This is a genomic window from Massilia sp. TSP1-1-2 (genome assembly GCF_049896185.1).
GTDB lineage: Bacteria > Pseudomonadota > Gammaproteobacteria > Burkholderiales > Burkholderiaceae_D > Telluria_A.
The window spans coordinates 1-18386 of the sequence record NZ_JAFCTU010000002.1 but is presented as its reverse complement, the minus strand read 5'-3'; the positions used below and the strand labels follow the sequence as shown (position 1 = coordinate 18386).

Genomic DNA, 18386 nt, shown 5'->3' with positions numbered 1-18386 from the left:
GTACGCTCGAAGGTGTGTCTTTCCTGGAGTGAAGATGGATATCGCGCATTTGCATTTTTTGGTGGCGGAAGGCGAAACCCGGGCGCGCAAGTCGCTATGCGACATGCTGGCCACGCTGGGGGCGACGCAGATCACGGAAGTGTCAGACGGCAACTCCGCCCTTAAGTGTTTCCATGATACTTATGCGCCGCCGGTCAGCATCGCCATTGTCGACTTGGGACTGGCCGGCATGGACGGCCTGGAGCTGATTCGCCATCTGGCGGCCATGAATTGCCGCGCGCGCGTGATCATCATCGGCCAGCTCGAGAGCATGCTGCTGTTTTCCATTGAAACCATGGCCCAAGCCTACGGGCTTGAGCTGCTCGGCACGCTTGCCAAGCCGGTCAACGGCGCCGCGCTGCAAGAGTTGATCGGGCATTACGCGCCGCCGCCGGCGCCGTCACGGCGCGCGCCGGTGCCCATTTTCACGTTCGCCCAGGTCGGCCTGGGCTTGCAGGAGCGCCAGTTCGAGCCGTATTTCCAACCCAAGATCGCGCTTGAAACGGGGCACGTCAAGGGGCTGGAAGTGTTTGCGCGCTGGGTGCATCCCGACCATGGAGTGCTGGGGCCGAGTTCCTTCATCGACGCGCTGGAAGAAAATAACCGGATCGACTTTCTCGACTGGTGGATGATCGAAAAATCGGTCGAACGCTGTCGCGAGCTGCATGACCAGGGCTTGACCGTGGAAGTGTCGATCAACGTTGCGCCCGAAACGCTGGCCCATCCCGCCTTCATGCAGCAGATCAGCGCCTGCGTGGAGCGGCACCAGGTCGCGCCCAGGTACCTGACGTTCGAGATGCCTGAATCGTCGGTGCTGACCAATGACCCCAGCTTTTTGGAGCGACTGGTCAGGCTGCGCATGATCGGCTACGGGCTGGCGATTGACGATTACGGCACCGGGCGCTCCAATTTGCAGTTGCTGGCGCGCGTGCCGTTCACCGAGCTCAAGATCGACCGCAGTTTTGTCGACGGCGCCTCGCGCAAGCGGGGGCTGGGCACGGTGCTCAGTTCCTGCCTGGCGCTGGCCAAAAGCCTGGACCGTGAATCGTGCGCGGTGGGGGTGGAGACGCGCCAGGACTGGGACTTTTTGCAGGGGCTGGGGTGCACGTATGCGCAGGGCTACCATATCGCGCGGCCGATGAAGGCCGAGGCGTTTCCCGCGTGGCTGGAGGAGTGGACACAGTTTTTTGATTAGCCTTGCCTACGGAGTAGGTCGGAAAAGCGCAGGCGCATTCCGACAAGCGCCGTCGAAACGCATGGCGGAATGCGGGCACGCCCTTTTCCGCCCTACGGCCCGTGGCAGTGCGATGTACTCTCCCCACAACGGGTGTTGGCCGCTAGTATTCGCGCCGGTCCGGCTTGATCTCTTGCAGGATCGTGGTGGCGATTTCCTCGATCGATTTGGTGGTCGACGACAGCCACCGGATGCCTTCGCGCTTCATCATCAGCTCCGCTTCGTTGACCTCGTAGCGGCAGTTCTCCAGCGACGCATACTTGCTGCCCGCGCGCCGCTCATGGCGAATTTCCGACAGCCGCTCCGGCGTGATGCTCAGCCCGAAAATCTTGGCCCTGAACGGCGGCAGCGACGACGGCAGCTTGCCGCGCTCGAAATCGTCGGGAATGAGCGGATAGTTGGCCGCCTTGATCCCGTACTGCATCGCCAGGTACAGGCTGGTCGGCGTCTTGCCCGAGCGCGACACGCCCACCAAAATCACATCAGCCGCCGACAAATTCTTGTGCGACTGCCCATCATCGTGCGCGAGCGAGAAGTTGATCGCCTCGATCCGGTTCTTGTACTCCTCGCTGTCGACAATGTTGTGCGAACGGCCAATCGTGTGCGTCGACTTGACGCCCAGTTCCTGCTCCAGAGGGGCAACAAACGTCTGGATCAAGTCCATGTGCATGCCCTTGCATTTGCGGATTACGTCCGACAGCTCGGGTTTCACCAGCGTCGAAAAGACGATCGGCGCCTGGTTGTCGATGGCGAAGGTGTCGTTGATCCGGCGCGCCGCGTCATACGCCTTGTCGAGCGTGTCGATGAACGGCAGGCGCACCTGGCGAAAGCGCAGGTCGAACTGGGTCAGCACGGCGTGCCCGAAGGTCTCGGCGGTGATGCCGGTGCCGTCCGAGACAAAAAACACCGTGCGGGCCGACGTGGGAAGGGGAGCGCGTACTTCTGAAGTCATATGTGTCCGGTGTGTTTCAATGCTGCCAATGATTCAAGGTTGTGCCGTGTAAATTCCCGGCACAGGCTGTAAAATGCTCTTTAACGTACGTAATTGTGCTGCACCATACAAAGAATAACAAGAAGAGTCAGCCAGCCTCGCGCAAAGATTTCTATCAATAGTAAGGGTGTTTATCATGACAAGTTTGTCTACTGCAGCATACAAGGAGCCGGATCGCACGGGCGTCTACGTCGCGCCTTTCGAGTCGCTCCGGATGACCGATGTGGAGTCTGTGGGCGGCAAGAATGCGTCGCTCGGCGAAATGATCAGCCAGCTGGCCGCCGCCGGCGTGCGCGTGCCGGGCGGCTTTGCCACCACGGCCGAAGCCTTCCGCGATTTTCTGACCCACGCGGTGGACGGCGGCGCGTCGCTGGCCGATCGCATCGCCAAGCGCCTTGAAGGCCTGGACATTGACGACGTGCGTTCGCTGGCCGCCGCCGGCGCCGACATCCGCCGCTGGATCGTCGAGACGCCGTTCCAGGACAAGCTGGAACAGGAAATTCGCACCTTTTACGCGCGCCTGGTCGCCGATTCCGAGACCGAAATGTCGTTCGCGGTGCGCTCGTCGGCCACCGCCGAAGACTTGCCGGACGCCTCGTTTGCGGGCCAGCAGGAGTCGTTCCTGAACGTGGTCGGCATCGACAACGTGCTCGAAGCCATGAAGCACGTATTTGCCTCGCTGTACAACGACCGCGCCATTTCGTACCGCGTGCACAAGGGCTTTACCCACGCCGAAGTGGCCTTGTCGGCCGGCGTGCAGCGCATGGTCCGTTCCGACCTTGGCGCGGCCGGCGTGATGTTCACCATCGACACCGAGTCCGGCTTCAAGGACGTGGTCTTTGTCACCTCCAGCTACGGCCTGGGCGAGACGGTAGTGCAGGGCGCAGTCAACCCCGACGAGTTTTACGTGCACAAGCCGATGCTCGAACAGGGCAAGTCGCCTGTCATTCGCCGCAATATCGGCTCCAAGCTGCTGAAGATGGAATTTACGAATGAGGCGAAAGCCGGCCGTTCGGTGAAAACCGTCGACGTGCCGATCGAGATGCGCAACCGCTATTCGCTCACCGACGCCGAAGTGGTCGAACTGGCCAAGTACGCCGTCATCATTGAAAACCACTATGGCCGTCCGATGGACATCGAGTGGGGCAAGGATGGCCGCGACGGCAAGCTGTACATCCTGCAGGCGCGTCCAGAGACGGTCAAGTCGCAGCAAAAGGCGAGCGACGCGCAGATCCGCTTCAAGCTCAAGGGCACCGGCACGGTGCTGGCCCACGGCCGCGCGATCGGCCAGAAGATCGGCGCCGGGCGCGTGCGCGTGATTCACGACCCGTCCGAAATGGAACGCGTGCAGCCGGGCGACGTGCTGGTAGCCGACATGACCGACCCTAACTGGGAACCGGTCATGAAGCGCGCTTCGGCGATCGTCACCAACCGCGGCGGGCGTACCTGCCACGCGGCGATCATCGCGCGCGAACTGGGCGTGCCGGCGGTGGTCGGTTGCGGCGACGCCACCGAAACGCTGAAAGACGGCATGCTGGTGACGGTGTCCTGCGCCGAAGGCGACGAGGGCATGATCTACGACGGTCTGCTGGAAACGGAAATTTCGGAAACGGCGCGCGGCGAACTGCCGCCGATCGCCACCAAGATCATGATGAATGTCGGGAACCCGCAATTGGCGTTCGACTTCCAGTCGATCCCGAACGGCGGCGTGGGCCTGGCCCGCCTTGAGTTCATCATCAACAACAACATCGGGGTGCATCCAAAGGCGATTCTCGAGTATCCGAACATCGACGCGGACTTGAAGAAAGCGGTCGAATCGGTCGCGCGCGGGCATGCGTCGCCGAAGGCGTTTTATATCGACAAGCTGGCCGAAGGCATTGCCACCATCGCAGCGGCCTTCTGGCCCAAGCCTGTCATCGTGCGCCTGTCGGACTTCAAGTCCAACGAATACAAAAAGCTGATTGGCGGTTCGCGCTACGAGCCGGACGAAGAAAATCCGATGCTCGGTTTCCGTGGTGCGGCGCGCTACCTGTCGGCCGACTTTGCCGAGTCGTTCGAAATGGAGTGCACGGCCATGAAGCGCGTGCGCAACGACATGGGTCTGACCAACGTCGAGATCATGGTGCCGTTCGTGCGCACGCTGGGCCAGGCCGAGAAGGTGGTCAACCTGCTGGCCAAAAATGGCTTGAAGCGCGGCGAAAACGGCCTGCGTCTGATCATGATGTGCGAAGTGCCGTCGAACGCGATTCTGGCCAATGAGTTCTTGCAGTTCTTTGATGGTTTTTCCATCGGCTCGAACGACCTCACGCAGCTGACGCTGGGCCTGGACCGCGATTCGGGCATGGCGCTGCTGGCCGCTGACTTTGACGAGCGCGATCCGGCCGTCAAGGCGCTGCTGTCGATGGCGATCAAGGCTTGCCGCGAGCAGGGCAAGTACATCGGCATTTGCGGTCAGGGGCCGTCGGACCATCCTGACTTTGCAGCGTGGCTAATGGCCGAAGGGATCGAATCGATGTCGTTGAATCCCGATTCGGTGATCGATACCTGGCAAAAACTGGCCGCGATCTAAAAGAGAGACTGCTCCCGTAGGGGCTCGGCGCCCCCGCAGAAAAGCGCAAAGCGCGCATTCCGCCCTACTTGCGTTTGTCTGGCGGGAATGACAACAAAAACATTGACACCAGCCGCCAACCCGCTAGGATCACGTCAAGATTCAATTTGAGGAGACTGGCATGCAACAATGGATGATCTGGCTGGCTTTTTCCGGCGTGCTGGTGATCTTTGAAATGTTCACTGGCACCTTTTACCTCTTGATGATCGCCGCCGGCATGGGCGCAGGCGCGCTAGCCGCCATGTTCGGCATGAATCCGCCCGCGCAGATCGCCATCGCCGCCGTGGTGGGCGTGGCCGCCACGGGCCTGCTGCACCGTAGCCGCTTTGGCCGGCCGCTCAAACAGAACGCCGCGCGCGACCCCAACGTGATGCTCGACATCGGCCAGACCCTGCACGTGGACACTTGGCACGAAGGCACGGCGCGCGCCATGTACCGCGGCGCGCAATGGGACCTGGACCTGGCACCGGGCGCCATCGCTGGCGCCGGCACTTTTCGCATCGTCGAAGTGCAGGGCAGCCGCTTGATCGTCGCCAACACCTGACATACAACACACTGAAAGAGGCAAAAAATGGAAGCATTGGGCATATCGACGATCGTCCTGTTCATCGTTGCGCTGGTATTCGTATTCAAGACCATCAACGTGGTGCCGCAGCAGCATGCCTGGGTCGTTGAACGGCTGGGGAAATACCACGCCACGCTGGCCCCTGGCCTGAACATCGTAATCCCGTTCATCGACCGCATCGCCTACAAGCACATCCTCAAAGAGATTCCGCTCGACGTACCGCCGCAGGTGTGCATCACGCGCGACAACACGCAGCTGCAGGTCGACGGCATCCTGTACTTCCAGATCACCGACGCCATGCGCGCCTCGTACGGCTCGTCGAATTATCTGGCCGCCATCACGCAGCTGGCCCAAACCACGCTGCGCTCGGTGATCGGCAAGATGGAGCTCGACAAAACGTTCGAAGAGCGCGACCACATCAACACTACCATCGTCAACGCGATCGACGAGTCGGCCGCGAACTGGGGCGTGAAGGTGCTGCGCTACGAGATCAAGGACTTGACGCCACCGGAGTCGATCCTGCATTCGATGCAGGCGCAGATCACGGCGGAACGCGAAAAGCGCGCCTTGATCGCGGCGTCCGAAGGGCGCAAGCAGGAGCAGATCAACATCGCCACGGGCGAACGCGAGGCGGCCATTGCCCGCTCCGAAGGCGAGAAGCAAGCTTCGATCAACCGCGCCGAAGGCCAGGCCGCAGCGATCATCGCGCTGGCCCAGGCAAACGCCAACGCATTGCGCCAGATCGCCGGCGCGATTGCCGAACCGGGCGGGCATGACGCGGTCAACCTGAAGGTGGCCGAGCAGTACGTGCACGCCTTCGGCGAGCTGGCCAAGACCAACAACTCGATCATCGTGCCGGCCAATTTGTCGGACATCAGCGGCTTGATCGCCAGCGCGATGCAGATCGTTAAAGTGCAGAAGTAGGAACCGCTTGGACTTGTCGCTGCCATCGGGCGCTTACCTGTTCGGCGCCTTGCTGTTTGGGCTGATTGGTTTTGCGGCCTTCCGCTACGGGAAAAGAACCGGGAACATGGCCGTGATGCTGATCGGCGTGGTGCTGATGGTGTATCCGTATGCGGTGTCCGAGACCTGGGTGCTGTATGCGGCGGGCGCTGCGCTGTGCGGGGCGCTGTACTGGTTTCGGCACGACTGAGTGGATCGCCCAATACGGGGAACACACAGCATTGTGAAAGAATCGGGCGCTAAGCCATTTCAGTTATTTTTAGGATCACGTAGCGGCCGCATCTTCGCAGCTTGATAAGGTGAGTCAATATACAAAAATTCTTGCGTGCAATTTGTCCAGGTGGTAAGTTGCTTTATAACATTCATACAAAAGGCGCAACCACCATGATGACATGCGTGAAGAACCACTCGACGCTGTCCGGCCTGTCAACCGTCGTCGCCGCGATGCTCATGCTCGGTGGATGCGCCGGAGAACGTATCAAGCCGGCTGAAATGGGCGCGCCGGTCAAGCTGAGCTGCATCAACTTGTCGGACGAGCTGGTGGCGACGGAGGCGAAAGGCTTATTCAAAATAGTCTGGGTCACGCGCCTGGCACGCGGTCCTTACATTTCGGAGCGTGAAAGCGCCGAAGGCACCTTTTACCGTGCTTCTCCCGGCGGAGTGTTCCTCGGCCAGCCGGCGCTGATGAGCAAGCCATCCGGTCCAGGGACCCACATGACCTTTGACGGTGGCATTTTCGTGCCGCGCGATTCGGCAACTGCGCCGCAGGTTTATGCGTACGTCGCCAACGTGGCAACGCCCGCCGTCCCATATCCGGCGAGCGCAAACTGCGAAAACACGAACGTTGTGCTTGACCCTGTAACCCGCCTCGTCAGCGTCTCCGGGTTTGCCGCCACGATGGCCAAGGGGACACTCGATGGCGTGGCCAGTGGGCCTGCAGCCTATAACCGCCAGGCTATTGCCGGTGGGGCCGCGGCCGGCGCCGTGACTGGTGCCATCATCGCAACGATGATGAACTATGATGTGGGAAAAATCACCCGTCTTCCGGCAACGATCGACGCCCAGTTCAACGGCAAGCTCGCCGTTGCGGCACGCACGGCAGTACCAATTGCAGCAGCGCCAAAGCAGCCTTAACACCGCGTTCTGTTTTGCGAACCCGTCAGTCTGCAATCGGTACGACTGCCACCATGGGGGCAGTGCCGGGCGTGTCACGAAGCAGGCGTGAGCCGGCATGCTGTATCCGCGATGGGAGCCGGCCTCCCGGAACCGGCTTGCAGCGGCGGCCCGAGCTGCCCGCCTGGCTTAACGCAAGCGCCTAGCCACCGATGTGGCGCTTCGGCCCGGAATGTCGCTACAGCGCTTAGCGCCCAATTTTTTCCGTTTTTTCTGCTCGACCCAATAAGTATCGCCCAAATAAAAACGCCAGCGCGGCAATGCCGCGCTGGCGTTTTTTATTTGCGGCCACGGCCGCGCGCTTTACAGCGACAAAGCGGACAGCTTGGCCAGGCCCAGTGCCACATTGTTGCGCGCTGCGCCTTCGGTAGCCATGCGCAAGCGCGTGGTGCCGGCGAAAGCATCGGTGGCGCCGGCGGTGTGCTCGGACTTGATCGACTCGCGCCATACGACCGCGCCGGTGGCGGCGTTGGTCAGGGTCCAGCCCATTTCAACGCCCACGGTGAACGACAGGCCAAAGCTTGGCTGGGTGAGGTTGAAGATGGCGACGTTCAGGTTGTATTTGCCGCCTTTGCCTTCGACCACGCTGGAAAACGTCTTGTTCTGGTTGATGCTGGATACCAGTGCCTGCTTCAGGTCGGCGTCGCTGATTTGCGACTTCCACATCGGGTTGGTTTCAGCGCCGCCGCCGGTGCTCACCGAGACCGATGCTGCATGGTGGTTGGTCGTCGTGACGGCCGTTGGCACCATCGCGGTGCTGGTGACGGGGCTGGCGCAGCCGCCCAGGACCAGGGTGGCAGCCAGGGCTGCGGCAGGGAACAGGGCGCCGACGATTTTCTTGATGTGCATTTTTTGTCTCTTTTAGTGGTGGTGTAATTATTGTTTTGGAGCGGTCAACATATTGGTCACTACTTCGTCGACCATGAGCTCGGGCGACTTGCGGTTCAGCGAGGTGTGCATCGCGTTGCCCATCGCCAGTGGAAAACCGCTTTGCGGGTCCCGCAGGTTGATGGTCAATTCGATCAGGTACATCGTCAGGTCCCAGTACCAACGGTCGACATAGGTCACGGCAGCATCGGCGGGGTAGGGGCTGGACAATTGCGGCCCTTTGATCACCTTGAAGCCGCGCTTTTCAAGATTGGTCTTGATCAAGTCATCGATGTCCTTGTTATCCTTGGGCTGCTTGACGACATACACGGTTTTGATCGTGCTAAGGTCGGTGCCCGGCGACAGCATGGATTTCGACTGGCTGGCGCAGCCTGTGAGCGAGAGCACTCCCAGGAACAGGCACAGCGTGAGCAGGCGGCGTTGGAACATTGATTGGTCCTTTATTGATCAAAAATGGTATCAAACCATCGCAAATGATTGTAGAGCAAATGTTTCGTAATAGAAAGTAATTTATTGATTTTCGGCAAAATTGACCCGTTGGCATTTGCTGGAAAATCAGGCAGGCTTCAGTGCTAATATTGCCTCTTGAAAACCAGGAGGGCAGCCATGAAAGTCGTGATCATTACCGGTGCTTCCGACGGCATCGGCGCCGAAATGGCGCGCCAGCTGGCCGCCGCAGACGGCGCGCGTGTCGCGCTGGTGCTGGCGGCGCGCAACCGGGATTTGCTCGACGCAGTTGCCGCCGACTGCACCGCGCTGGGTGCACAGGCGCTCGCGGTGCAAACGGACGTGTCGGTGCAGCACGACTGCAAGCGCCTGGTGGCGGCCGCAGTGGAACGTTTCGGGCGCATTGACGTTCTGATCAACAACGCCGGGCGCTCGGCGCACGCGCTGTTCGAGGAGGTTACCGACCTGGGTTGGTACGAGGACTTGATGCGCGTGAACCTGTGGGGCAGCGTCTGGTGCACCCACGCCGCGCTGGCGCACCTGAAAGCGGCCAAGGGCAGCATCGTGGCCGTGTCGTCGCTGGCGGGGTTGGTAGGCGTACCAGGCCGCTCGGCCTATGGGGCAAGCAAATTTGCGATGACCGGCTTTTTCGAATGCCTGCGGGTTGAACTGAAAGGGGCGGGCGTAAGCGTGACGACGGCCTTTCCCGGTGTGGTGGCGACCCGCATTCGGCATCGCGGCTACAACGCCGCCGGCGGGGAGCTTGGTTCGAGCAGCCTGAAGGAAGATGACGCAATGCCGGTGGAGGAGTGCGCGCGCTTGATCCTGGAAGGCATGCATGGGCGCAAACGCGAGGTCGTGATGACTGCCAAAGGCAAGCTCGGTCGCTTCCTGAAACTGTTGGCGCCGGGGATGATTGAGGACATGGCGCTTGCTGCCGTCAAGGACGAAGCCAAGCCGCATTAAAATGCAACCCTGCACCGGCTTTGCGGTCGTGGGCGTAGTAAAGCGCGTTGAGATCAGCCGGCCCGACAAAAATCGAAAAGCTTGCGAACCGAAAAGAGAACAACATCGCACCGACGCGTGCAAGGGTGTAGTAAAACGGGCTGAGATCAGCCGGCCCAAAAGAAGTCGCGAAGTTTGCGAACCCGAAAACGAAAACGACATCGTCCTCGCGCAGGCGGGGACCGATAGAGCGGATGCCAATAGTTGCATTCGAATCAATGCGTTACAGTGACTGGCTCCTATAAATTTATCCGTGACTCGTCGGTTCTATGGGTCCCCGCGCGCGAGGGCGATGTAGGGGCTGCTCGGCGGGTAAGGATGTAGCGCCAGCTTAAGCATCTCCAAAGTCTGCCTGCGTATAAAAGGGTCACCACTAACGACTTGGAGACGTCATGAAAAACTGGGTGCGGGCCAACAAAGGCTTTGTCGCTTTCCTTCTGCTGTTCGGCCTGTTTCGCACGGCGGTTGCGGACTGGAACCCCATCCCGACGGCCTCCATGCGGCCCAACTTGCTTGAAGGCGATGTCGTCTTCGTCAATCGCCTCGCCTTCAACGTCAAGGTGCCCCTCACCGACGTGGTGCTGGCGCGCACTGGCGAGCCGCAGCGCGGCGACGTGGTCACGTTTTCGTCGCCCACCGACGGCACGCGCCTGATCAAGCGCGTGCTTGCCTTGCCCGGCGACGTAGTCGAGATGCGCAATGAACATCTCATCATCAACGGCCAGCGCGCCAACTATGTCCAGACCGGCGAAGTCATGGAATCCATGGGCGATGGCAAGTCCGTGCCCGCCCAGCGCGTGACCGAAACCATCGGCGAGCGCCATCAGCAAATTCAGTTGCTGCCATCGATCATGGCGCGTCGCGATTTTTCCCCCATCACTATTCCTCCAGATAAGTTCATGATGCTGGGCGACAATCGCGACAACAGTGCCGACTCGCGCTACATTGGCCTGGTGCCGCGCAAACTGTTGATCGGGCGCGCGGTGCGGGTGCTGGTGTCGGCTGATATTGAAGGCAACTGGATGCCGCGCGGCGATCGTTTCGGCAAGAAGCTCGGCGCGCAGGCGCAGTAGCAAACCTCAGTAGCAAACCTAGGTAGCAAACCCAAGTAGCAAAAGAGAATTAGCGTTAAAATCCTGCTCTTCGGTTTGCCGCGCTGTGCGCAACCGTTTATTTTGGGGCTGCGCGGATGCAAAGATTGTTAACGGTAATTCTCGCCTGTCTGGGCATGGTGGGCGCGCTGGCAATCGACACCTATCTCCCTTCTTTCCTCGCCATCGGGCGTGACTTTCAGGTCGGCCCGCTGGCGGTGCAGCAAACGCTGAGCGTTTTTCTGTTCTCGTTTGCATTCATGATGCTGTTTTACGGCACCTTGTCCGACTCGTTCGGCCGGCGCCCCGTGATCCTGGTCGCCTTGTCGCTGTACACCGCAGCGTCGCTGGGCGCCGTGTTCGCACCCACCTTTGGCGCACTGCTGGCATGCCGCGCCTTGCAGGGCCTGGCTGCCGGCGCCGGTTCCGTCATCGGCCAGGCCATCGTGCAAGACCGTTACGCGCACGACCAGGCGCATGCGCAGAAGATCATGTCGCACATCATGATGGTGTTCGGCCTGGCGCCCGCCATTGCGCCGGTGCTGGGCGGCTGGCTGCACGTCACGTTCGGCTGGCGCTCGACCTTTCTGTTCCTGGCCAGCTTTGGCGCCTTGATGATCGTGCTCGTCTACCGTTGGCTGCCGGAGAGCTTGCCGCGCGAACAGCGCCACGCCTTTCACGGCGTGGCCATTGCCCGCAACTACCTGAAGGTGCTGCGCAACCCGGAATTTTTGCTGTTGGCAACTGCGGTCGGGCTGGCTTTCGGGGGGTTATCGCTGTATATCGGCTCGGCCGCCAATTTTGTGATGGTGATCCTGAAGCTGCCGGAAACGGCGTTCGCCTGGCTGTTCATTCCAATGATCGGCGGCATGACGATCGGTTCGGCCTGGAGCGCCAAGGCGGCTTCCAGGATTGCACCGTCGACCATGATGTGGCTCGGCTTTGGCATCATGGGCGCCGCCGGTGCGCTCAGCGTGGCCTACAACGCGGCCTTCGTGGCCGCCGTGCCGTGGGCGGTGCTGCCCTTGGGCTTGTACACCTTTGGACTGGCGGTGGCGATGCCCGCGATCCAGGTTAGCGCGCTGGGGCTGTTTCCGGAAAATCGCGGCCTGGCGGCGTCGATGCTCTCGTTTATCCAGATGACGCTGTTCGCGCTGGTGTCAGGCCTGGTCGCGCCGATGCTGTTCGACAGCGCGCTCAAGCTGGCGTGCGGCGTGCTGGCCGGCCTGGTGGCCAGCTTCATTTGCTGGCGCCTGAGCCTGCTGCTGGCGCGCCCGCTCGCACGCGTGGCGGCATAAGCCGCGACCGCTTAGCGCGCGTGCGTCTTCATGGCGGCGGCAACTTCGCGTTTGCCGTCGCGCTCTTTCTCGGTGGCGCGCTTGTCGTGCTGCTTCTTGCCCTTGGCCAGGCCGATCTCGCACTTGATGCGCCCGCCCTTGAAGTGCAGGTTGAGCGGCACCAGCGTGTAGCCGGAACGCTCGACCTTGCCGATCAGCTTTTCCAGTTCGGCACGGTGCAGCAGCAGCTTGCGCGTGCGTACCGCGTCCGGATGGGTAAATGAGGAGGCGGTCGCCAGTGCGCTCACGTGCGCACCGAACAGGAACAACTCGTCCCCGCGCACGACGACGTAAGCTTCCTTGATTTGCACCCGCGAGTCGCGGATGGCCTTGACTTCCCAACCTTCGAGGACGATGCCCGCTTCCCAGCGGTCCTCGATGAAGTAGTCGTGAAAAGCTTTTTTATTGTCAGCAATGCTCATGAAATGGCTAGAATGTGGGGTTCAGGTAAACTAATAACCAACATCATAGCAAACGGTTGAACAATGGCAGTAGTGCACAAAACAGTATTTCTCGGCTATAGCGCTGAACAGATGTTCGACCTGGTCGCCAAAGTGGAAGATTATCCCAAGTTTCTGCCGTGGTGCGGTGGGGTCAAGGTACTCGAAAGGGATGCCGATACGCTGGTCGCGTGCCTGGCCATCCACTTTCATGGCGTGAACCAGAGCTTTACCACGCGCAACCATAACAGCCGGCCCACCCAAATGAAGATGAAGCTTGTGGATGGCCCTTTCAAAACCATGGACGGGACTTGGACCTTCAAGGCGCTGCGCGCCGACGCCTGCAAGGTGGAATTCGATTTGTATTACGAGTTTTCGAACATGCTTCTCGAACAATTGATCGGGCCAGTCTTTGGCGTGATCGCCAACAGCATGGTCGATTCCTTTTGCAAACGGGCCGAGACGGTGTATGGCTGAGTTGATCAAGGTGCAGGTCTGCTACGCGACCGCGTTGCGCGAATTTTTCTGTGACCTGACAGTGGCGCAGGGGACGACGATCGAGCAGGCAATTGCACAGAGCGGCGTGCTGCAGGACATTCCTGGCATCGACCTAGCGACGCAGGCAGTCGGCTTGTATGGCAAGAAACGGCCGCTGGAGACGGTGCTGCGCGAGCGCGACCGGATTGAAATTTACCGCCCGCTGGTGGCGGACCCGAAGGATTCGCGGCGCAGGCGGGTCGGCAACAAGCCGGCCTGACTGTGCGCTTGACGGCGCCTGTGACTGCCTAGCCGCAAAATTCGCCGATGCTCTTTTCGGCGGCCGCCTTGCGCTCCGCGCGCTGCTTGTCGTCGAGCCAGCTGCGCTCTGCGTTGGCCTCGCGGATCGGTGCGCCCGTGTCGATCTGCGTCTTGGCCTGGCGGGCGGAAGTGCAGGCCGCAGCCTTGGCCTTGGCGTTTTCCGCCTCGAGGCCCGCTTTCTTTTCCGATTCCACCTGTTCGGTCTTGCGCTTGCGATATTCGGCTTCGCGCTCGGCGAGCGACGGCGGCGCGACTTTAGTGGCAGCGGCAGGCGCCGCCGCCGCTGGTGCTGTTGCTGTTGCTGTTGCTGGTGCGGGTGCTGCACCGGATGCGGTGGCCATATTGCGCCCCCGCAGGATGTTTTTCTGCGGCGTGCCCGGCGGCGGTGGACGGTCTGAAAACTGCTTCATGCCCTTGGCATCGATCCAGGCATATTGCGCATGGCTCAGATTGGCAACGATGAGCAGGGCGCCGCCAGCAATAAGTTGCAAGCCGCGCAAGATGTTCGAGTTGTTCATGTGAATCTTTCCGTGCGTTATCTAATGCCCGATTTAACCGTGAATACGGCGCGCGGTCAACGGTGCAGATCGAATAAAGGCGGTTTTGAGGCCCTGGGGAGACGGCAGGGTGGAACTTCTGTATAATTCGCTTTTGCGCCAATAGGAAAATGCTATGCGTCTACTTCAGAAAGCACTCACGTTCGATGATGTGCTGCTCGTCCCGGCTTACTCCAACGTCTTGCCAGCCGACACCTCCCTCAAAACTCGCCTGACCCGCAATATCGCCTTGAACATTCCGTTGGCTTCCGCCGCGATGGACACGGTGACCGAGGCGCGCCTTGCTATTGCCATGGCGCAGGAAGGTGGCATTGGCATCATCCACAAGAACCTGTCCCCCAAGGACCAGGCGCGGGAAGTGGCGCGAGTCAAGCGTTTTGAGGCTGGCATTTTGCGCGATCCGATCACGATCCCGCCGACGATGAAGATTCGCGACGTCATTGCCTTAACGGAGCAGTACGGCATTAGCGGCTTTCCTGTGGTGGAAGGCAAGACGGTAGTCGGCATCATCACCAACCGCGATTTGCGTTTTGAAGAAGAGCTCGACGCGGAAGCGCGCGCCAAGATGACGCCGCGCGACAAGCTGGTGTATGTCAAGGAAGACGCCGACACGGCTGAAGCGAAGCGCTTGATGAACAAGCACCGCCTTGAGCGCGTGCTGGTCGTCAATGACGAATTCGAACTGCGCGGCCTCATCACCGTCAAGGATATTCAAAAGTCGCACGAGCACCCGTTTGCCTCGAAAGATGCGCACGGCAAGCTGCTGGTGGGCGCGGCCGTGGGCGTGAGCGCGCGCGACGAAGAACGCATTGACCTGCTGGTGGCCGCCGGCGTGGACGTGCTGGTGGTCGACACCGCGCATGGCCACTCGCAAGGCATCCTGGACCGCGTACGCTGGATCAAGACCAAGTATCCGCAGATTGACGTCATCGGCGGCAATATTGCCACTGCGGCGGCAGCACTGGCGCTGGTCGAATACGGCGCCGATGCGGTCAAGGTTGGCATCGGCCCTGGCTCGATCTGCACCACCCGCATTGTTGCCGGCGTGGGCGTGCCGCAGATTACCGCGATCTCAAACGTGGCCGAAGCGCTGGCCGGCACCGGCGTGCCGTGCATTGCCGACGGCGGCATTCGCTTCTCGGGCGACATTTCCAAGGCGCTGGCGGCGGGCGCATCGTCGGTCATGATGGGCAGTATGTTTGCCGGCACCGAAGAAGCGCCGGGCGAAGTGATCCTGTACCAGGGCCGCTCGTACAAATCGTACCGGGGCATGGGTTCGCTGGGCGCGATGGCCGACGGCTCGGCCGACCGCTATTTCCAGGACGCCTCGGCCAAGGCCGACAAGTTTGTGCCTGAAGGTATTGAAGGGCGCGTTGCCTACAAGGGCAGCGTGCTGGCGATCATTTACCAGATGGTTGGCGGCGTGCGCCAGTCGATGGGCTACTGCGGTTGCGCATCGATCGACGAACTGCGTGAAAAAGCGGAGTTTGTCGAGATCACCTCAGCCGGCATGCGCGAATCGCACGTGCACGACGTGCAGATCACCAAAGAAGCGCCGAACTACCGTTCGGGCGAATAAATAGTGCAGTTGCAGCGCGGCGACCAGATCGCCGCGTTGCGTATATGCCTTCAGTTTTCAGTTACCACTTCCATAGCGCCCTCATGCACTCAAAAATCCTCATTCTCGATTTTGGTTCCCAGGTTACCCAGCTGATCGCGCGCCGTGTGCGCGACGCCGGCGTGTTTTCCGAAGTCTTTCCGCATGATGTCAGCGACGAGTTCGTACGCAACTATGGCGCGGCCGGCGTGATCCTGTCGGGCAGCCATAATTCCACGCTGGACGGCGAATCGCCGCGCGCGCCGCAAGCCGTGTTCGAACTGGGCGTACCGGTGCTGGGCATTTGCTACGGCATGCAAACCATGGCGGCCCAGTTGGGCGGCAAGGTCGAGATGGGCGCCGTGCGCGAATTCGGTTACGCCGAAGTGCGCGCGCGCGGCCATACGGCGCTGCTCAAGGGCATCAACGACTTCGTCACCGACGAAGGCCACGGCATGCTGAAGGTATGGATGAGCCATGGCGACAAGGTGATTGACATGCCGCCAGGCTTCAAATTGATGGGCGACACACCCAGCTGCCCGGTGGCTGCAATGGCCGACGAAGAGCGCCGCTTTTATGCAGTGCAGTTCCATCCGGAAGTGACGCACACCAGCCAGGGCAAGGCAATTTTGGGCCGCTTCGTGCATGAGATTTGCGGCTGCAAGTCGGAGTGGAACATGCCCGACTACATCTCGGAAGCGGTCGAGAAGATCCGCCAGCAAGTTGGCACCGATGACGTGATCCTGGGCTTGTCGGGCGGCGTTGATTCCAGCGTGGCTGCGGCGCTGATCCACCGGGCGATTGGCGACCAGCTGACGTGCGTGTTTGTCGACCATGGCCTGCTGCGCCTCGACGAAGGCAAGATGGTCATGGACATGTTCGCCAAGAACCTGGGCGTGAAAGTCATCCGCGTCGACGCTGAAGAACAGTTCCTTGGTCACTTGACGGGCGTTGCCGATCCGGAAGCCAAGCGCAAGATTATCGGTCGCGAGTTCGTCGAAGTGTTCCAGGTGGAAGCGGCCAAGCTGAGCAATGCGAAATGGCTGGCACAGGGCACGATTTATCCGGACGTGATCGAAAGCGCGGGCAAGGGCAAGAAGGGGCAGACCATCAAGAGCCACCACAATGTGGGCGGGCTGCCGGAAACATTGAACTTGCAATTGCTCGAGCCGCTGCGCGAACTGTTCAAGGATGAAGTGCGCAAGCTGGGCGTGGCGCTCGGGCTGCCGCATGACATGGTGTATCGCCATCCGTTCCCGGGCCCGGGTCTGGGAGTGCGCATTCTGGGGGAGGTGAAGAAGGATTTTGCCGACCTGCTGCGCCGCGCGGATGCCATCTTTATTGAAGAGCTGCGCAATACGCCGTGCGAATTGCCTGCGCTGGAAAGCATTGACGTCGGCGAGGCGCCGAAGAACTGGTATGAAGCGACCAGCCAGGCGTTTGCCGTGTTTTTGCCAGTAAAATCGGTGGGCGTGATGGGCGACGGGCGCACGTACGAGTATGTGGTGGCGCTGCGCGCGGTGCAGACGCTCGACTTCATGACGGCGCAGTGGGCGCACTTGCCGCATAGTTTGCTGGGCAAGGTGTCGAATCGGATCATTAACGAAGTGCGGGGCATTAACCGGGTGGTTTATGATATTTCGGGCAAGCCACCGGCGACCATCGAGTGGGAATGATCCTTAGTCCGGCAACCTAGCGCGGCTCCGCGCAAGATCCGACTCCAAGGCCCCTGACTTTCCAGGGGCTTTTTGCTTTTTGGGAATCGAGGTCTGGCAATTGCAGGCATTGGCGAGCAGGCGCGCCCGATAGTACCTAAGCGTGTACGACCTACCCGACGTACGATCGAAATTAATTGATGCGTCACAGTGATTCGGGCGCAATGATGGAATCGAAATGCACTAAGTCTCTGTTTTTTTGAGGAATAATGGCGTAAAAATGCCAAATTTCATTGATGGTATCAAGAGGTAAACCTTATGCTTACCGACGTCAAATTGAAAATCTCAAGCCAAGCGATAAGGCGTTCAAGGTAGCCGACCGCGATAGGCTTTATGTCTTCGTGCTGCAGTCCGGTACGGACGGCGCAAACGTTCTAAGGTAACCTACATTACAGAACGTCCGTGGCAACAGCGATATCTTTCGACGTTGCGATATATAGCCTTCTGCCCTTAATCGCTTTCCCCTTACGGACAAACGGGAAGCGTGGCCCCGGTTGAAGCGCGCTCGTTTGCGCGACCAATTCTGCGCAGTGGATTAACTCGCCCCGCGCACTGAATGCACAAGCGCGATGGGCCCTGCTGTTTAGCAAGCTACCAAGTAATGGATGCTGTTCCGGGAGTTCCGGGTTATGCTTCTGCTTATCGTATGAATATCAGAAAAATACTCCGTGCCCTGGCCGGTGGCCTCTATCTGCTACTCGGATTGCTGTTTGTTTTTTCCGGCTTGCAGAATGCACACAAACTCTGGAGCGTTGCGACGCCTAATTTGCATTTTTTAAAAACAACCGGTTCGGTGGAAGAAGTCGTCAAGCACGGCAATCCCGACAGCGAAGCAATCCACCCAAGTTAAGACATTTCAACAGTTTTTCTGAGTCATCTTCTTGTGTGGTTTTACGCCGGGCTTCCTGGGCTTCGAACGATTCTCTCGATGGCGATAG

19 protein-coding genes are annotated in these 18386 nt (G+C 60.2%); 14 read left to right on the top strand and 5 right to left on the bottom strand.

Annotation, left to right across the window (positions count from 1 at the left end; translation table 11 throughout):
- Positions 1-34 precede the first annotated feature (34 nt).
- Positions 35-1234: an EAL domain-containing response regulator gene (locus ACP7BV_RS02050; RefSeq protein ID WP_426101013.1), complete on the top strand. Its 1200-nt coding sequence runs from the start codon at positions 35-37 to the stop codon at positions 1232-1234.
- A gap of 142 nt (positions 1235-1376) precedes the next feature.
- On the opposite strand, the gene ppsR is transcribed toward ACP7BV_RS02050, so the two are convergent.
- Positions 1377-2225, bottom strand: coding sequence for a posphoenolpyruvate synthetase regulatory kinase/phosphorylase PpsR (ppsR, locus tag ACP7BV_RS02045; protein ID WP_426101011.1), 849 nt, complete (start codon positions 2223-2225; stop codon positions 1377-1379).
- Positions 2226-2400: 175 nt separating this feature from the next.
- On the opposite strand from ppsR, the gene ppsA reads away from it, so the two are divergent.
- The 5 genes from ppsA (at position 2401) to ACP7BV_RS02020 (ending at position 7534) form a co-directional block, all read left to right on the top strand.
- Positions 2401-4833, top strand: coding sequence for a phosphoenolpyruvate synthase (ppsA, locus tag ACP7BV_RS02040; protein WP_426101009.1), 2433 nt, complete (start codon positions 2401-2403; stop codon positions 4831-4833).
- Positions 4834-4993: 160 nt separating this feature from the next.
- A complete protein-coding gene (locus tag ACP7BV_RS02035; RefSeq protein ID WP_426101007.1) occupies positions 4994-5416 on the top strand; it encodes an NfeD family protein in 423 nt (140 codons plus the stop codon).
- A gap of 27 nt (positions 5417-5443) precedes the next feature.
- Positions 5444-6361, top strand: a complete 918-nt coding sequence (locus ACP7BV_RS02030) for an SPFH domain-containing protein (RefSeq protein ID WP_426101005.1) — start codon at positions 5444-5446, stop codon at positions 6359-6361.
- Positions 6362-6368: 7 nt separating this feature from the next.
- A complete protein-coding gene (locus tag ACP7BV_RS02025; protein WP_426101003.1) occupies positions 6369-6590 on the top strand; it encodes a hypothetical protein in 222 nt (73 codons plus the stop codon).
- A gap of 158 nt (positions 6591-6748) precedes the next feature.
- Positions 6749-7534: a hypothetical protein gene (locus tag ACP7BV_RS02020; RefSeq protein WP_426101001.1), complete on the top strand. Its 786-nt coding sequence runs from the start codon at positions 6749-6751 to the stop codon at positions 7532-7534.
- 342 nt (positions 7535-7876) lie between these two features.
- Here ACP7BV_RS02020 and ACP7BV_RS02015 read toward each other — a convergent pair whose 3' ends face one another.
- Both ACP7BV_RS02015 and ACP7BV_RS02010 read right to left on the bottom strand, forming a co-directional pair.
- Positions 7877-8422, bottom strand: a complete 546-nt coding sequence (locus ACP7BV_RS02015) for a hypothetical protein (protein WP_426100999.1) — start codon at positions 8420-8422, stop codon at positions 7877-7879.
- Positions 8423-8449: 27 nt separating this feature from the next.
- A complete protein-coding gene (locus ACP7BV_RS02010; protein ID WP_426100997.1) occupies positions 8450-8890 on the bottom strand; it encodes a hypothetical protein in 441 nt (146 codons plus the stop codon).
- Between the two features lie 177 nt (positions 8891-9067).
- On the opposite strand from ACP7BV_RS02010, the gene ACP7BV_RS02005 reads away from it, so the two are divergent.
- From ACP7BV_RS02005 to ACP7BV_RS01995, 3 genes are all read left to right on the top strand, one after another.
- Positions 9068-9874: an SDR family oxidoreductase gene (locus ACP7BV_RS02005; RefSeq protein ID WP_426100995.1), complete on the top strand. Its 807-nt coding sequence runs from the start codon at positions 9068-9070 to the stop codon at positions 9872-9874.
- 431 nt (positions 9875-10305) lie between these two features.
- Positions 10306-10986, top strand: coding sequence for a signal peptidase I (gene lepB, locus ACP7BV_RS02000; RefSeq protein WP_426100993.1), 681 nt, complete (start codon positions 10306-10308; stop codon positions 10984-10986).
- Between the two features lie 116 nt (positions 10987-11102).
- Positions 11103-12302 (top strand): multidrug effflux MFS transporter, encoded by a 1200-nt coding sequence (locus ACP7BV_RS01995; RefSeq protein WP_426100991.1) that lies wholly within the window; start codon positions 11103-11105, stop codon positions 12300-12302.
- An 11-nt stretch (positions 12303-12313) separates the two neighbouring features.
- Here ACP7BV_RS01995 and smpB read toward each other — a convergent pair whose 3' ends face one another.
- Positions 12314-12763 (bottom strand): SsrA-binding protein SmpB, encoded by a 450-nt coding sequence (smpB, locus tag ACP7BV_RS01990; protein ID WP_426100989.1) that lies wholly within the window; start codon positions 12761-12763, stop codon positions 12314-12316.
- A gap of 63 nt (positions 12764-12826) precedes the next feature.
- Between smpB and ACP7BV_RS01985 the strand changes: the two genes are divergently transcribed.
- Both ACP7BV_RS01985 and ACP7BV_RS01980 read left to right on the top strand, forming a co-directional pair.
- Positions 12827-13258, top strand: a complete 432-nt coding sequence (locus tag ACP7BV_RS01985; RefSeq protein ID WP_426100987.1) for a type II toxin-antitoxin system RatA family toxin — start codon at positions 12827-12829, stop codon at positions 13256-13258.
- Complete coding sequence (locus ACP7BV_RS01980) at positions 13251-13538, top strand: RnfH family protein (protein WP_426100985.1); 288 nt, start codon at positions 13251-13253, stop codon at positions 13536-13538. The genes ACP7BV_RS01985 and ACP7BV_RS01980 overlap by 8 nt, the downstream gene beginning before the upstream one ends.
- A gap of 28 nt (positions 13539-13566) precedes the next feature.
- Here ACP7BV_RS01980 and ACP7BV_RS01975 read toward each other — a convergent pair whose 3' ends face one another.
- A complete protein-coding gene (locus ACP7BV_RS01975; protein WP_426100983.1) occupies positions 13567-14097 on the bottom strand; it encodes a DUF4124 domain-containing protein in 531 nt (176 codons plus the stop codon).
- A gap of 154 nt (positions 14098-14251) precedes the next feature.
- On the opposite strand from ACP7BV_RS01975, the gene guaB reads away from it, so the two are divergent.
- The 3 genes from guaB (at position 14252) to ACP7BV_RS01960 (ending at position 18298) form a co-directional block, all read left to right on the top strand.
- Positions 14252-15715: an IMP dehydrogenase gene (gene guaB / locus ACP7BV_RS01970; protein WP_426100981.1), complete on the top strand. Its 1464-nt coding sequence runs from the start codon at positions 14252-14254 to the stop codon at positions 15713-15715.
- Between the two features lie 83 nt (positions 15716-15798).
- The gene (guaA, locus tag ACP7BV_RS01965; RefSeq protein WP_426100979.1) at positions 15799-17409 is read left to right on the top strand and encodes a glutamine-hydrolyzing GMP synthase; all 1611 of its coding nucleotides are present in this window, start codon (positions 15799-15801) and stop codon (positions 17407-17409) included.
- A gap of 595 nt (positions 17410-18004) precedes the next feature.
- Positions 18005-18298, top strand: coding sequence for a hypothetical protein (locus ACP7BV_RS01960; protein WP_426100977.1), 294 nt, complete (start codon positions 18005-18007; stop codon positions 18296-18298).
- Positions 18299-18386 lie beyond the last annotated feature (88 nt).